A 15198-nucleotide genomic window follows, 5' to 3' on the forward strand; every position below is an offset into this window, starting at 1 on the left:
CGTCGGTGCTATGGCTACCGATCTGCTGCGACCCCCGCCGAGAGCAATCGCCGGCGCCGCGCGGGCGGCCATCGCCGATCTGGGGCGTCCCATCGTCGTTGGCACATATCGTGACCTCCGCCGTCCCCGGGCGCGCGTCGCGCCACACTCGGTGCCCAGAACGACCTTCGACCCCACGCTGCCGGAGAGCATCGCCAACCCCTATCCAGATTTCGAGCGCATTCGTGAGCACCCCGTGGTAGTCAACGAACGCCTGGGAGTGTGGATGCTGGGCCGCTACCACGACGTGCATGCCGCGGCCCGCGACAACCGGACCTTCTCGTCGGCCCACGGGATCACGCTGCGCTCCACCCCCGGGCCTTCGGTGATCACCACGGATCCGCCCGACCACGAGCGGCTGCGCCACATCACCCAACCGATGTTCAGCAAGAAGGCGGTTGAATCGCTCACCACGGAGATTCGCGCGCTGGCCGCCGACGGGGTGAACAAGCTCATGCGCGGTGACGTCGTCGATATGGTGCCCGCGTTGACCATCCCGCTGCCGATCAACGTCATCGCGCAGATACTCGGGGTGCCCCGTGAGGTCTGGCCGGAATTCCGCGCGATCTCCGACCGATGGGCCCAAATCTTCAGTCCCAGGACAGTTCCCGAAATCATGCGTCTTGCTGCCACCGGTTTGCAGGCCTATGTTCAGTACCGCAGTTTCGTTGCCGCCGAACTCAGGCGGCGCGGGACGCCACCCGGCGCAGGCCTGCTGGACCGGCTGCGGATCGCAGTCGAGGACGGAGAGATCTCCGAGCAGGAGGCCTTCTTCTACGCCGTGATCGTGCTGGTGGCCGGCAACGAGACGACCACCAACCTGTCGGGAATGCTGCTGATCCGGCTTGCGCAGGAACCCGACCTCTTCGCCGAGCTACGCGCCGACCGCAGCTTGCTGCCTGCCGCGGTGGAAGAAGCGGCTCGCTGGGGTTCGCCGGTGCAATGGGTGACGCGCAGTACCACCACCCCGTATGAATTCGAGGGCACGGTCATTCCGCGCGGTGCGCGGGTGGTGCTGTTCTACGCGTCGGCCAACCGTGACCCAGCCAAGTTCGCAGACCCGGACCGCTTCGACATCCACCGCCCGACGCTCGGGCACATGGCGTTTGGTCACGGGGTCCACTTTTGTCTGGGTGCGCACCTGGCGCGGCTGGAAGTGCTGACCGCGGTCGACCACCTGCTCGACGAGGTCGACGGCCTTGAGTTGGCCGGACCCGTGCGGTGGGGCACCACACCGTCATTGCAGGGTCCGGTATCGGTGCCGCTACGGGTTGGGCGGGCGACATGAGGATTGCGCGGGCAGGTCAGCTTGCCGGACAGTCAGTCGTGATCACCGGAGGTGCACAGGGCATCGGCGCCCAGGTCACCCGCGAATTGGCCGAACGGGGCGCGTGCGTCGCGGTGCTCGACCGGGATCTGGCGGCCGCACAGCGGCTTGTTGCTGAACTCGGCGGCAGCGCAGCGGTATTCGAAGCCGACGTGACATCCTCGGAGTCGGTGATGAGGGCTGTTGGCGCCGCCGCACGGCATTTCGGCGGCGTGGACGTGGTGGTGGCCAACGCCGGGATTGCCGGCCCGGGCCAGACCGTCGCCGCGGTGAATGCCGCTGAGTGGCAGCAGGTCATCGACGTCAACCTGGTGGGAGTGTTCCACGCGCTCCGGGCAGCGCTGCCCTATGTCCGCCAACGCCGGGGCTATGTCATGGCCATCGCGTCGATTGGCGCGGTGATACCGGGACCGACCGTCAGTGGCTACATGGCCGCCAAGGCCGGCGTCGAGTCACTGGCGCGATCCCTGCGCATCGAGCTTGCCGCCGACGGAGTCGATGTCGGCATCGCCTACTTCGGTTTGGTCGGCACCGGGCTGGCCGAGGACATGCTGACCCGTTCCGGCTTGGGTGCTGTGCTGGCCGCCCGTCCCGGGGCGGTGGGCAAACCCATCCCGGTCGAGGTGGCGGCCGGCGTCGTCGTGGCTGGCATCGCCCGGCGGGCCCGACGGGTCTATGCACCTTGGTGGGTTGGTCTGCTGGTCGATTTGCGGTCGCTGGTCTTCCTCGCCGACCGGTTGCTGGCCGCCTTGCCGAGTATTCGGCGCATTGTGCGCGCCGCCGACCGTGTGGAGGTAGCCGCATGATGCGGCGACAACCGTCGGTGGGCATCCTCGGAGCCGGCATGTCCGGGCTGTGTCAGGCCATCGTGCTGCGCCGGGCCGGCATCACCGACGTCACGATCTACGAAAAGTCGCACGATGTCGGCGGAACCTGGCGTGACAACACCTACCCGGGCCTGTCTTGTGACGTTCCGTCCCGGTTCTACCAATTCACCTTTGCGACCAACCCTGATTGGTCGAAGTTCTTTTCGCCCGGACCGGAAATCTTCGATTACTTCCGCTGGGTGACAACCGAGTACGCGCTGACCGACATTATCCGATTCGGCGTCGAGATCGTCGACGCCCGATTCACCGGGACCGGCTGGCTGCTCACCACCGATGCCGGGGAAGCGATTTCGCATGACTTCCTCATCTCAGCCGCCGGCATTCTGCGGGAGCCGCGGATCCCGACAATCGACGGGCTGGCCGACTTCCACGGTCCCGTCATGCATTCGGCGCGGTGGGACGACCGCGTGGATCTGACCGGAAAACGAGTGGCTGTAGTCGGGACGGGTTCGACGGGTGTGCAGATCGTGTGCGGTCTCGCCGGTTGCGTCGCCCGCCTCGATCTGTTCCAACGCAGCGCACAGTGGATACTGCCGCTGCCGAACCCCAGCTATCGCCGATGGTCGGGCCGGTTGCATCGCCGGATGCCGGTCTTGGACGGCGTCGCCTACCGCGCATACCACCAGGCGTTCGAGTTCTTCGCGCACGCCCTGGTGCAGCCCGGATGGCGGCGGACATTCATCGGCAACCTGTGCCGCGCCAACCTGTACACGGTCCGCGACCGAGAGCTGCGTCGCCGCCTCACCCCCGACTACCAACCGATGTGTCGCCGGCTGGTGATCTCGGCCGGCTTCTATCGGGCCATGCAACGCCCCAACGTGCGCCTGGTCGACAGCGGCATCGACCACGTCGAACCACGCGGCATCGTCACTGCCGACGGCGCCCTGCACGAACTCGACGCCATCGTGCTGGCCACCGGCTTCGATGCCCACGCGTTCATGCGTCCGATGACACTGGTTGGTCGCGACGAGCTCAGCGTCGAACAGTTGTGGGCACGCGGGCCCAAAGCCCACCTGGGTGTGGCATTGCCCGGGTTTCCGAACTTTTTCATGCTGATGGGGCCGCACAGCCCGGTCGGCAACTATTCGCTGACCGCCGTCGCCGAAGCCCAGGCCGGGCACATCCTCGGATGGATCCAGCGTTGGCGTGAGCGGGAATTCGATACCGTCGCCCCCAGCGTGGTCGCCACGAACGAGTTCAACGCCAGCATGCACGACGCCATGCCGGGCACCGTGTGGGCAACCGGCTGCACGAGCTGGTATCTGGGCCCGGACGGCCTGCCCGAACTCTGGCCCTGGACGCCCAGCGCCTACCGGCGGCGTCTCGCCGACAAACCGGACTCCCGCGACTACGAGTTGGGCCACCGGGTGTCCGCTGCGCGCTCGGGCATTCCTACCGGAGGGAGAATGAGGTCAGGATGAAGACGGCGCTACACGGGCGGGTCGTTGCGGTCACCGGCGGCGCGCGCGGCATCGGGTTGGCCACCGCGAAGGCATTCGCCGCGACAGGTGCCAAGGTAGCGATCGGAGATCTCGACGCCGCGCTCGCCAAGCAAGTGGCGACTGGTCTGGGAAGCGGCGTCATCGCGCTACCGCTCGATGTCACGTCGCCGCAGTCCTTTTCGGCGTTCCTCGATGATGCTGAGCGTGTTCTCGGGCCGCTCGACATCCTGGTGAACAACGCGGGCGTCATGCTCACCGGCGAATTCCTCGCCGAGTCGCAGAGCGCCGAGGACACAATGGTGGACATCAACCTTCGGGGCGTGATCCTGGGATGCAAGCTCGCTGCGAGCCGCTTCGCCAAGCGCGGCGGCGGATGCATCATCAACATCGCTTCGATGGCGGGTGTCGGCGGCTTCCCCGGTGTTGCGACATACTGCGCCACCAAGTTCGGTGTGGTCGGTCTGACCTACGCGCTGCGCGAAGAGTTGCGGCCCAAGGGGATTGCGGTCTGCGCGATCCTTCCCGGCGTCGTGCATACGGAGCTGTCTGCCGGCGTTCGGCTCCCGGATGCGGTGGAGACCTTCGTGTCGGTCGAGCCCGACGAGATCGCGGCGGCCGTCGTCGCCGCCGCGCGGACCCGCCGCGCCATGTCCTATGTGCCGCGCCGGCTGCAATTCGTGTTGCGGACGGCGCTGTCGATGCCAGAACGGCCGCGCCGGTTGCTGGCCAGGATCACCCGGACCGAGCAGGTGTATCTCGCGGTGGATCAGGCCACCCGGGATGCTTACCATGCCCGGGCTACCGCCAGCGACAACAGTTAGGCCCTAGGCGTAGAGCGCTTCAAATTGCTTGATGGAGCGCTCGATATCGCCTTTGACCGCTCGGGCGGCGGTGGCGCCGATCGGGCCGAACAGCGGCCGGCCGCCCAAGTCGATGCGCACCGTGAACGTGCAGCCCGATGCGGTTGGAGCGACGCTCAACTTCATCGCGTACCTGGTGCCGCCCACCCCATCGCCGGTGATCTCGAGCAATTCCGGGGGTTCCACCTTTCGGATCGTCCACGTGACCCGGTTGCGCATGCCTTTTGCGCCGGCCACACCGACCAATGTCGTGCCGACGGCGAGCTCGCCGGGCAGGTCCGACCGCCACCCCTGATGCATCGATAGCCAGTCACCCAGCCCGCCCAGGTCCGAGGCGTGCGTCCATGCTTGCTCGGGAGACAGCGACAAATCGCGGGACAGCTCGAGTTTGGCCATCGGTCGATCCTAAAGCGCTAGGCCCACGTACGGCCCAGAAGTTGATATCTTCGGACACGTGGTGGCCGGTGGAGCCCGTCAGCAGGCGGACTGGGACATTCCGCGACCGGTAGCGACCTGTCGGCACCTGCTGGAGGCCGCGCGGTTACACGGGATCGGCGCGGCGGATTGCCTGACCGGCACCGATTTGACGCTGGCCGACATCGATGACAACACCACCGAAGTCCAAGCCGGCCAAGAACTTGGGATTCTGCGCAACATCCTTGGGCGAGTTAAAGACCCACACGAGTTCGCTCGTGACGTCGGCGTGCAGTACAACTTCTCCAACACCGGTGTACTCGGCTACGCGCTGCTGGCAAGTCCGACCTTGGGTGACGCGGTCAACGTGGCCTGCCGGTATGCGACGCTGTCTTCGACATTTCTGCGGCTGGCCCGATACGCCACCGCCGACGGCGCGGTCGTTGAATTTGATGACAGCGCCGTCCCCGTCGATGTCCGGACCTTCATGCTGGAACGGGATCTGTTCGCGCTGACCAACATGGTGCCGTTACTGATCGGCCAGCTGGATTCGGATGTGCTGGTCAAGGTCGAGTTGCCCGGTATCGATTTTCCAGCTGATCGCTTCGAGTTTCCGCGGGTGACAATCGAATTCGATTTATCCGCGAACCGTACCGCGATCAGCTTCCCGCGCGACGTGCTGGCCGTTCCGATGCCGGCTGCCGACGCCGCCGCCGCCGAGGCGTGCGCGCAACAATGTGAGGAACTGTTGCAGACACGCCGCCAGCGCCGCGGGATCTCAGCGCAAGTGCGCTCCCGCCTGGTGCGAGATCCTGGTCAACTGCCGGCAATGGCGGTCATCGCGGCCGAATTGTGCATCACCGAACGTACGCTGCACCGCCGCCTGGCCGCCGAACACACCAGTTATCGCGCGTTGGTCGACGAGGTCCGGGTGACGCTCGCCGCCGCGTTACTCGAGTCGGGCCTGACTGTCGAGGAAACAGCGCGCCAACTCGGTTATTCGGAGACCGCCGCCTTCACCCGCGCGTATATCCGTTGGGCCGGTACGCCGCCGAGCAAACACCGCGGACGCGTACTCGGACCGTAGCCGGACAACCCGTTGTCCGAAGACATCAAATCCGTGTCCGTTTCGCCCATTCCGTTCACCTAGGCGCAGGACCTACCGTCGTCGTCATGGCAGGCGCGGCTGTGTACCCGACGGTGCGGCGGATGAATTTCGGGTTCGACGCACAAGCTTCGACGAACAAGTATTTCGCCGACGGCAGCATCATGTTCAGCCACATGGTGGCCGTCCTGTCGGCGATCTTCCCACCAGGTGAGGACATCTTCGTCCGGTCGGTGCGCCGCTATCTGGAAACGTTCACCGATCCCGAGTTGAAGAAGCGGGTGTCCGGATTCATCGGGCAGGAGAAGACGCACGGACTGCAGCACCGCGAACTCAACGATCAGCTCGCGGCCATGGGGTATCCGACGGCGTGGTTCGAGTACCTGCTGCAGAGCACCGAACGCATGGAGAAGTTTCTGGACAAGCAGTACCCCAGCCCGGCCCGGCTGGTCAGGCTGCGCCATTTCTTCCTCGGGTTCACGGTTGCCGCCGAGCATTTCACCGCGGTATGGGCCGAGAACATCCTCTCCAGTCCCGAGATCCAGGCGATGATGTATGACCCAGAGATCAAGAACCTGCTCAACTGGCATGCGCTGGAAGAATTGGAGCACAAGTCGGTCGCGTTCGACGTGTACCGGAGCATTGGTGTCCCCGAATCGACGCGCATCCGCTGGATGCGGTTCGCGCAAAACTTCGGCATTCCGATCCTTGTGCTGTTTTCCTGGCTGTCGATCGCTACCACCGACATCGAGGGCCGGCGCCAGCCCGTCCGGATTGTCAAGGAGACGGTGCAAATGCTGCGCAATCCCATGTGGAAGGGGTTTTACTCCGCCATGAAGCCGTTCAAAGATCCCAGCTTTCACCCCACCCAGATCGACACCACCGACCTGGTCGCCACGTGGCAGGCAGAACTCTTCGGGGACGACGGACAACTCGCCGACCATCTGAAGTGAACGCCTAGATCACCCAGATCGCTTGGGCGGCCGGGCTGCCCAGGTCGACGGCGGCCTCGGAACCGTCGCCCGACTCGACGCTCACCGAGATCATCCCGGCGAACTCGCGGCGGGTCAGCACTCGCAGCCGCGAATCAAGGCTGATACCGATGCTGTCGAAGTAGCGCAGCATCTCCGGGTCGGCATCGGAGATGCGCGCCACCGTCCCGGCTTCCCCGTCGCCGCAGGCCCACAGCTGACGGGCGGGCGGGGTCGGCACTTGCCCGTCGGTGGCAGGGATCGGATCACCATGCGGGTCGCGCTGTGGGAACCCCAGTTTGGCGTCGATACGGGCCACCAGTTGGTCGGAGACGGCGTGCTCGAGCACCTCAGCTTCGTCGTGCACCTCATCCCAGCTGTAGCCGAGCTCGTTGACCAGGAACGTCTCCAACAATCGGTGCCGGCGCACCATGGCCAGCGCCGCGCGGCGGCCGGAATCGGTGAGCGTGACAGCGCCGTACTTCTCGTGGTCGACGAGGCCTTGCTCGGCGAGCTTGCGGATGGACTCCGAGGCGGTACTGGCCGACACACCCAGCTTTTCGGCCAGCATCTTGGTGCTGATCTTCTCCCGGGACCACTCCTGGGCATTCCAGATGATCTTCAGATAGTCCTGGGCAACCGCTGTGAGCTCGCCGGGCTCGTCGTCAGGGCGCACACCGGAAGTTTAAGCAATGCTCACCTGATCTGGGACTCTGGCGCGGTCAGAGACCGCCTCGCGCCGTACGCTTGCGGTTGTGCAACGGTGGCGCGGGCAAGACGAGATACCCACGGACTGGGGCAGATGCGTGCTCACCATCGGGGTGTTCGACGGGGTGCATCGCGGCCACGCTGAGCTGATCTCGCATGCGGTGAAATCCGGCCGGGCCCGTGGCGTGCCGACGGTGCTGATGACCTTCGACCCGCACCCGATGGAAGTCGTGTTTCCCGGGAGCCATCCCGCGCAGCTGACGACACTGACCCGGCGCGCCGAACTCGCCGAGGAGTTCGGAGTCGACGTGTTTCTGGTGATGCCATTCACCACCGATTTCATGAAGCTGACCCCGGACCGCTACATCCACGAGCTACTGGTTGAGCGCCTGCACGTGGTCGAGGTCGTGGTGGGCGAGAACTTCACCTTCGGCAAAAAGGCCGCCGGCACCGTCGACATCTTGCGACGGGCCGGCGAGCGGTTCGGCTTCGCGGTGGAATCGATGTCGCTGGTCACCGAACATCACAACACCGAGACCGTGACGTTCTCCTCGACCTATATCCGCTCCTGCGTGGACGCCGGTGACGTGGTGGCCGCCGCCGAAGCGCTCGGCCGCGCGCATCGCGTCGAGGGCGTGGTGGTCCGCGGCGACGGACGGGGCAAGTCGCTGGGCTTTCCCACCGCGAACGTGGCGCCGCCGATGTACTCCGCGATCCCGGCCGACGGCGTGTATGCCGCATGGTTCACCGTGCTGGGGCACGGCCCGGTGACGGGCACCGTCGTCCCGGGCGAGCGCTACCAGGCCGCCGTGTCAGTAGGCACCAACCCGACCTTCTCCGGGCGTACCCGCACGGTCGAGGCGTTCGTCCTGGACACCACCGCCGACCTGTACGGCCAGCACGTGGCGCTGGACTTCGTCGCGCGGATCCGCGGGCAGGAGAAGTTCGCTGCGGTCGAGGACCTCGTCGCGGCGATGGGTAACGACACCGACCGGGCGCGGGCCCTGCTGTCGGTGGGCTGACCTGCGGTTTGGGGACCGCGCGGTGCCCGCTGCTAAACTCCCGACGACACGGCGCGTGCTGCAGTTCGCGGCGGCCGCGCCCCAGATTTCGATGATCGCGGACCGATTGATGGAGATATTTCGTGGCGCTGACAGCCGAGCAGAAAAAAGAAATCCTGGGCTCCTACGGCCTGCATGAGACCGACACCGGTTCGCCGGAGGCGCAAGTCGCGCTGCTGACCAGGCGGATCGCGGACCTGACCGAGCACCTCAAGGTGCACAAGCACGACCACCACTCGCGGCGGGGATTGCTGTTGCTGGTGGGACGGCGGCGGCGCCTGCTCAAATACGTGGCCCAGATCGATGTGGCGCGATACCGCTCGCTCATCGAGCGCCTGGGCCTGCGTCGCTGATTCGCCGTCGCGATGCGCGCGCTTGCCGCGGCCGCGATCGCGGCAGTCGCCGTCCTCGGCGGACTGACCGGCTGCTCGTCGTCGGCGACCAACGCCGCGGACCTCAAAGTGGGGGATTGCCTCAAGCTGGGCGGCACCGCCGACCGGCCGGAGGCCAGCAAGGTCGCCTGCGGTAGCCCCACGTCGAATTTCAAGGTTGCGGCCACTGTCGCCGACCGCGATCAGTGCCCCGACGACGTCGACTCCTCGTATTCGATGCGTAACGCGTTCAGCGACTCGACCAACACCGCGTGCCTGAATATCGACTGGGTGGTCGGCGGCTGCATGAGTGTCGACCCGGAGCACAGCGCCGACCCGGTCCGCGTCGATTGCGACGACACCTCAGCACCGCATCGCCAGCGCGCCACCCAGATCCTCACCGATCTCCGAGACCCGGTCAGCGTTGATCAGTGCGCCAGCGGCGTGGGCTACGCCTACGCCGATCAACAGTTCACGGTCTGCGTGGAGGATGTCGCCTGAACCTCGCGACCGCCGTCGGGCTTAGGAATCGCCAGGTCGGCGTGTAGAGTGAGGGCGTTCTGGGCCAGATCGGCCCGAGCAGGTGCGGTTCGCGCGATCCGCGCGCACCGTCCCAGCGCGTCACAGCGCGACCGCGAATGCAGAAGGGCCACGTCTGTATCGGGCGGTCTTCGGTAGTGGCTGCCGGATGAGCTGTCCGGCCGCTTCGATCGACGGCCGTAGCCGTATCCAGGCCGGTCCTCTCGGGTTGCGTGTGACCGCGCGAAACAGCCATGAAACCAGAGAGGCCGCACGGACTCCATGTCTGTAGCTGAAATTGAACAAGGCGTGTTCGAATCCACCGCCACTATCGACAACGGGAGCTTTGGCACCCGCACCATCCGGTTCGAGACCGGCCGGCTGGCCCAGCAGGCCGCCGGCGCCGTCGTCGCCTACCTCGACGACGAGACCATGCTGCTTTCGGCGACCACCGCCAGCAAGAACCCCAAGGAGCACTTCGACTTCTTCCCGTTGACGGTCGATGTCGAGGAGCGGATGTATGCGGCGGGCCGTATCCCCGGCTCGTTCTTCCGGCGTGAGGGCCGGCCGTCCACCGACGCGATCCTGACCTGTCGGCTCACCGACCGCCCGCTGCGCCCGTCGTTCGTCGACGGCCTGCGCAACGAGGTCCAGGTCGTGGTGACGGTGATGAGCCTGGACCCCAACGACCTGTACGACGTGGTGGCGATCAATGCCGCGTCGGCCTCTACCCAGTTGGCCGGGCTGCCGTTCTCCGGCCCGGTCGGTGCCGCGCGGGTGGCACTGATCGACGGCACCTGGGTGGCCTTCCCGACCGTCGAGCAGCTGCAGCGCGCGGTGTTCGACATGGTGCTGGCCGGCCGGGCGCTCGATGACGGTGACGTGGCGATCATGATGGTCGAGGCCGAGGCCACCGAGAACGTCATCGAACTCGTTGACGGCGGTGCGCAAGCGCCGACGGAAACCGTTGTGGCCGAAGGGCTGGAGGCAGCCAAGCCGTTCATCGCGGCGTTGTGTGCCGCGCAGCAGGAGCTTGCCGACGCAGCTGCGAAGCCGACGAGCGAATACCCGGTGTTCCCCGACTACGGCGACGACGTCTACTACTCGGTGTCCTCGGTGGCCACCGACGAGCTGTCAAAAGCGTTGACCATCTCGGGCAAGACGGAACGCAACGACCGCACCGACGAAATCAAGGCCGAGGTGCTCGAGCGGCTCGCCGACACCTACGCGGGCCGCGAGAAAGAGGTGAGCGCGGCCTTCCGTGCGCTGACCAAAAAGCTGGTGCGCCAGCGCATCCTGACCGACCACTTCCGCATCGACGGCCGCGGCATCACCGACATCCGCGCGCTCTCAGCTGAAGTGGCCGTGGTGCCCCGCGCGCACGGCAGCGCGTTGTTCGAGCGCGGCGAGACGCAGATTCTCGGGGTGACCACGCTGGACATGGTCAAGATGGCCCAGCAGATCGACTCGCTGGGGCCGGAAACCTCCAAGCGCTACATGCACCACTACAACTTCCCGCCGTATTCGACCGGGGAGACCGGCCGGGTCGGCTCGCCCAAGCGGCGCGAGATCGGCCATGGCGCGCTGGCCGAGCGGGCGCTGGTGCCGGTACTGCCCAGCATCGAGGAGTTCCCCTACGCCATCCGGCAGGTGTCCGAAGCGTTGGGCTCCAACGGTTCCACGTCGATGGGCTCGGTCTGCGCCTCGACGCTGGCGCTGCTGAACGCCGGTGTGCCGCTCAAGGCGCCGGTGGCCGGTATCGCGATGGGGCTGGTGTCCGACGACATTGAAGTTGAAGCGATCGATGGCGGAAAATCGACCGAGCGCCGGTTCGTGGCGCTGACCGACATCCTCGGCGCCGAAGACGCGTTCGGCGACATGGACTTCAAGGTCGCCGGTACCAAGGACTTCGTCACCGCGTTGCAGCTGGACACCAAGCTCGACGGGATTCCGTCGCAGGTGCTCGCCGGTGCGCTGTCGCAGGCCCGCGACGCGCGGCTGACCATCCTGGAGGTGATGGCCGAGGCCATCGACGCCCCCGACGAGATGAGCCCGTATGCGCCGCGGGTCACCACGATCAAGGTGCCCGTGGACAAGATCGGCGAGGTGATTGGGCCGAAGGGCAAGATGATCAACTCGATCACCGAGGAGACCGGCGCGCAGATCTCCATCGAGGACGACGGCACCGTGTTCGTCGGCGCCACCGATGGCCCGTCGGCGCAGGCCGCCATCGACAAGATCAACGCGATCGCCAACCCGCAGCTGCCCAAGATCGGCGAGCGGTTCCTCGGAACCGTGGTCAAGACCACCGATTTCGGCGCTTTCGTGTCGCTGCTGCCCGGACGCGATGGACTGGTGCACATCTCCAAGCTCGGCAGGGGCAAGCGGATCGCCAAGGTCGAGGACGTGGTCCACGTCGGCGACAAGCTGCGGGTGGAGATCGCCGACATCGACAAGCGCGGCAAGATCTCGCTGGTGCCGGTCGACGAGGACAGTCCCGCAGCCGCCTCAGCCGAACCCGCTGCGGCGACTGGCGATTCGGGGGCCGCGACAGCCGATGCCGCGACCGCCAGCAGTTAAGACGGGCGCGCCGCTGCGACGCGGCCGGCACAAGGCCGAACCGTCGGCTGCGCTGCGCCGTAGCACGTTGCCCGGTGGGCTGCGCGTCGTCACTGAGTACCTGCCGGCGGTGCGTTCGGCGTCGGTCGGTGTCTGGGTGGGCGTCGGTTCGCGCGACGAGGGCGCCACGGTGGCCGGGGCCGCGCACTTCCTCGAGCATCTGCTATTCAAGTCGACGCCGACACGCACCGCGGTCGAAATCGCGCAGGCGATGGACGCTGTCGGCGGTGAGCTGAACGCCTTCACCGCCAAGGAGCACACCTGCTACTACGCTCATGTGCTCGACAGTGACCTGGCGCTGGCCGTCGATCTGGTCGCCGACGTGGTGCTCAACGGACGCTGCCTGGCCGACGACGTCGAGCTCGAACGCGACGTGGTCCTGGAAGAGATCGCGATGCGCGACGACGATCCCGAAGACGCGCTCGGAGATCTGTTCCTGGATGCGATGTTCGGCGATCACCCGGTCGGGCGGCCGGTGATCGGCAGCACACAATCGGTGTCGGCGATGACGCGATCCCAGCTGCGGTCGTTTCATGCGCGCCGCTACACGCCCGAGCGGATGGTGGTCGCGGTGGCCGGCAACGTCGACCATGACGACGTGGTGGCGCTGGTGCGAGAACATTTCGGCCCGCGCCTGGTACGGGGGCGACGTCCGGTGGCGCCGCGCAAGGGCACCGGCCGGGTCATCGGGCGACCCCGGCTGGCGGTGACCAATCGGGAGGCCGAACAAACGCACCTCTGTCTGGGAGTGCGTGCGCCGGGCCGGCACTGGGAGCATCGCTGGGCGCTGTCGGTGCTGAACACCGCACTGGGCGGCGGCCTGAGTTCCCGCTTGTTTCAACAGATCCGCGAATCCCGCGGCCTGGCGTACTCGGTCTATTCGTCGCTGGACATCTTCGCCGACAGCGGTGCGATGTCGGTGTATGCCGCCTGCTTGCCGGAACGGTTCGGCGAAGTGGTGCGGGTGACCACCGACGTGCTCGACGCCGTGGCACGCGACGGCATCACCGAATCCGAGTGCCGGATCGCCAAAGGTTCGCTGCGCGGCGGGCTGGTGCTGGGCTTGGAGGACTCCGGCTCACGGATGAACCGCATCGGGCGCAGCGAACTGAACTTCGGCGAGCACCGCAGCATCGAACGAACGCTGCACGAGCTGGACAAAGTCACCCTCGACGAGGTCAATGCGGTGGCTCGCAGGCTGCTGAACAAACCCCACGGTGCGGCTGTTCTCGGTCCGCACAAGTCGAAACGGTCACTGCCACAGCAACTTCGGTCAATAGTACGGTAGCGCCATGGTACTGGGCTTCTGGGATCTCGAGGTGCCAGTGGTCGGCGCGCCGATGGCCGGCGGTCCCGGTACACCGGCGCTGGCCGCGGCCGTGTCGAATGCGGGCGGCATGGGGTTCGTCGCCGCGGGCTACCTGAGCCCGGAGCGGTTCGCCGACGACATCGCCGCCGCGCGCGGAGCAACCAGCGGGCCCATCGGGGTCAACCTGTTTGTCCCGCAACCCAGTGCCGCCGATTTCGTGCAGTTGGACCACTATGCGGAACAACTCGACGAACTGGCCGAGCACTACGAGGTCGAGGTGGGCCGGCCCCGCTTCGGTGACGACGACAACTGGCAGCGCAAGCTCGAGGTCGTCGCCGACATACGGCCCGAGGTGGTGTCCTTCACCTTCGGCGCACCGCCGCCGGATGTCCTGCGGTGGTTCGGTGCGCTGGGCATCGTGCTGCTGATCACGGTGACGTCGGCCTACGAGGCGGGCGTTGCCGTTGCCGCCGGAGCGGATGGCCTGGTGGTGCAGGGCCCGGAAGCCGGGGGTCACCGCGGCACGTTCGCGCCGGACATGAAGCCTGGCCGCGAGCCGCTGGACGAACTGCTGGGCCGGATCAGCGCCGCGCACCACGTTCCGCTCATCGCCGCGGGCGGCCTGGGGAGCGCCGAGGATGTAGCCGGGGTTTTGCAGAGGGGAGCGGTGGCTGCTCAGGTCGGGACCGCGTTGCTGCTGTCCGACGAAGCGGGGACCAACAGCGCGCATCGCACCGCCCTGCAGAACCCCCAGTTCGGCAAGACGTTGGTGACGCGCGCGTTCTCCGGGCGGTATGCGCGCGGCTTGGAGAACGATTTCACTCGGCTGCTCGACGACGTTGCGCCGCTGGGCTATCCCGAGGTCAACCACATGACATCGCCGATTCGCAAGGCAGCGGTCGCCGCCGATGATCCACACGGGACAAACCTCTGGGCGGGAACGGCTTTCGCCGCGGCGCGTTCCGGGCCGGCCGCGGATATCGTCGCCGCCCTGGCCGCCGGTTGATCGATGAGCAGTTGAGCGGAGTTATCATCGCCGGATGAGCGAATCCGACCGGCCGTCGGCCACGGCGAGTGTGCACATCAAGGCCGACGCCGATGCGGTTTATGCGCTTGTCACCGATCTGGCCACGTTGGCATCGATGGCCGAGGAGACCGTCGCGATGCGGTGGCGCAAAGGCGACGCGGTGCGCCCAGGTGCCGTGTTCACCGGCCGCAACCAAAGCGGCAACCGCCGCTGGAGCACCACATGCACGGTGACCGACGCCGAGCCGGGCCGGCGATTTGCATTCGATGTGCGTTCGACGGTCATCCCGGTAGCGCGGTGGTGTTACGACTTCAACGCGGTCGACGGAGGTTGCCGCGTCACCGAGAGCACCTGGGACCGCCGGCCGGGATGGTTTCGCAAAGTTGCCGGACTGGCCACCGGCGTCAGCGACCGCGCGTCGGTCAACGCCGATCACATCCGCCTGACGCTGGAGCGCCTCAGAGAGCGTGCGGAAACCGGTTAGCGCAGTATCTCCCGCCGCGGCGGAATCACCGTTAACATATTGGCTGTCTTTGTCC

At 66.6% G+C, this 15198-nt stretch carries 15 protein-coding genes; 13 read left to right on the forward strand and 2 right to left on the reverse strand.

Translation table 11 applies throughout. The annotated features are described in order from the left end of the window. The first annotated feature begins 10 nt into the window (after positions 1-10). From AC5Y42_RS07805 to AC5Y42_RS07820, 4 genes are read left to right on the forward strand one after another with little or no spacing between them, the layout of a single operon-like run. Entirely contained in the window at positions 11-1327 is a 1317-nt protein-coding gene (locus tag AC5Y42_RS07805; protein WP_499897079.1) for a cytochrome P450, read from the forward strand. Further along, positions 1324-2172 carry an SDR family NAD(P)-dependent oxidoreductase gene (locus AC5Y42_RS07810; RefSeq protein WP_499897081.1) on the forward strand — a complete coding sequence of 283 codons (849 nt, stop codon included), beginning with the start codon at positions 1324-1326 and terminating at the stop codon, positions 2170-2172. Before AC5Y42_RS07805 ends, AC5Y42_RS07810 begins: the two co-directional genes overlap by 4 nt. Continuing rightward, positions 2169-3674: a flavin-containing monooxygenase gene (locus AC5Y42_RS07815; RefSeq protein ID WP_499897083.1), complete on the forward strand. Its 1506-nt coding sequence runs from the start codon at positions 2169-2171 to the stop codon at positions 3672-3674. The genes AC5Y42_RS07810 and AC5Y42_RS07815 overlap by 4 nt, the downstream gene beginning before the upstream one ends. Then, positions 3671-4516 (forward strand): SDR family oxidoreductase, encoded by an 846-nt coding sequence (locus AC5Y42_RS07820; RefSeq protein WP_499897085.1) that lies wholly within the window; start codon positions 3671-3673, stop codon positions 4514-4516. The genes AC5Y42_RS07815 and AC5Y42_RS07820 overlap by 4 nt, the downstream gene beginning before the upstream one ends. 3 nt (positions 4517-4519) lie before the next feature. Here AC5Y42_RS07820 and AC5Y42_RS07825 read toward each other — a convergent pair whose 3' ends face one another. Further along, positions 4520-4951: a type II toxin-antitoxin system Rv0910 family toxin gene (locus tag AC5Y42_RS07825; RefSeq protein ID WP_499897086.1), complete on the reverse strand. Its 432-nt coding sequence runs from the start codon at positions 4949-4951 to the stop codon at positions 4520-4522. Positions 4952-5009: 58 nt separating this feature from the next. Here AC5Y42_RS07825 and AC5Y42_RS07830 point away from each other — a divergent pair, with 58 nt between their 5' ends. Continuing rightward, positions 5010-6056: an AraC family transcriptional regulator gene (locus AC5Y42_RS07830; RefSeq protein ID WP_499897088.1), complete on the forward strand. Its 1047-nt coding sequence runs from the start codon at positions 5010-5012 to the stop codon at positions 6054-6056. An 86-nt stretch (positions 6057-6142) separates the two neighbouring features. Beyond that, positions 6143-7027, forward strand: coding sequence for a metal-dependent hydrolase (locus AC5Y42_RS07835; RefSeq protein WP_499897089.1), 885 nt, complete (start codon positions 6143-6145; stop codon positions 7025-7027). A gap of 4 nt (positions 7028-7031) precedes the next feature. Here the strand turns inward: AC5Y42_RS07835 and mntR are convergent, their stop codons facing one another. Then, entirely contained in the window at positions 7032-7721 is a 690-nt protein-coding gene (gene mntR / locus AC5Y42_RS07840) for a manganese-binding transcriptional regulator MntR (protein ID WP_499897091.1), read from the reverse strand. Between the two features lie 79 nt (positions 7722-7800). Between mntR and AC5Y42_RS07845 the strand changes: the two genes are divergently transcribed. The 7 genes from AC5Y42_RS07845 to AC5Y42_RS07875 all read left to right on the forward strand — a co-directional run bounded on the left by AC5Y42_RS07845 (position 7801) and on the right by AC5Y42_RS07875 (position 15143). Further along, entirely contained in the window at positions 7801-8775 is a 975-nt protein-coding gene (locus AC5Y42_RS07845; protein WP_499897092.1) for a bifunctional riboflavin kinase/FAD synthetase, read from the forward strand. A 122-nt stretch (positions 8776-8897) separates the two neighbouring features. After that, positions 8898-9167, forward strand: a complete 270-nt coding sequence (rpsO, locus tag AC5Y42_RS07850; RefSeq protein WP_065016389.1) for a 30S ribosomal protein S15 — start codon at positions 8898-8900, stop codon at positions 9165-9167. A gap of 12 nt (positions 9168-9179) precedes the next feature. Next, positions 9180-9686: an LppU family putative lipoprotein gene (lppU, locus tag AC5Y42_RS07855; RefSeq protein WP_499897094.1), complete on the forward strand. Its 507-nt coding sequence runs from the start codon at positions 9180-9182 to the stop codon at positions 9684-9686. A gap of 300 nt (positions 9687-9986) precedes the next feature. Further along, positions 9987-12284 (forward strand): polyribonucleotide nucleotidyltransferase, encoded by a 2298-nt coding sequence (locus tag AC5Y42_RS07860; RefSeq protein WP_499897096.1) that lies wholly within the window; start codon positions 9987-9989, stop codon positions 12282-12284. Next, a complete protein-coding gene (locus AC5Y42_RS07865; RefSeq protein WP_499897097.1) occupies positions 12262-13611 on the forward strand; it encodes a M16 family metallopeptidase in 1350 nt (449 codons plus the stop codon). The genes AC5Y42_RS07860 and AC5Y42_RS07865 overlap by 23 nt, the downstream gene beginning before the upstream one ends. Before the next feature lie 4 nt (positions 13612-13615). Then, positions 13616-14638, forward strand: coding sequence for a nitronate monooxygenase (locus AC5Y42_RS07870; protein WP_499897098.1), 1023 nt, complete (start codon positions 13616-13618; stop codon positions 14636-14638). Positions 14639-14672: 34 nt separating this feature from the next. Further along, entirely contained in the window at positions 14673-15143 is a 471-nt protein-coding gene (locus tag AC5Y42_RS07875) for an SRPBCC family protein (protein WP_499897100.1), read from the forward strand. The last annotated feature ends 55 nt before the right edge of the window (positions 15144-15198 follow it).

The organism is Mycobacterium sp. NGS48 (genome assembly GCF_059812585.1).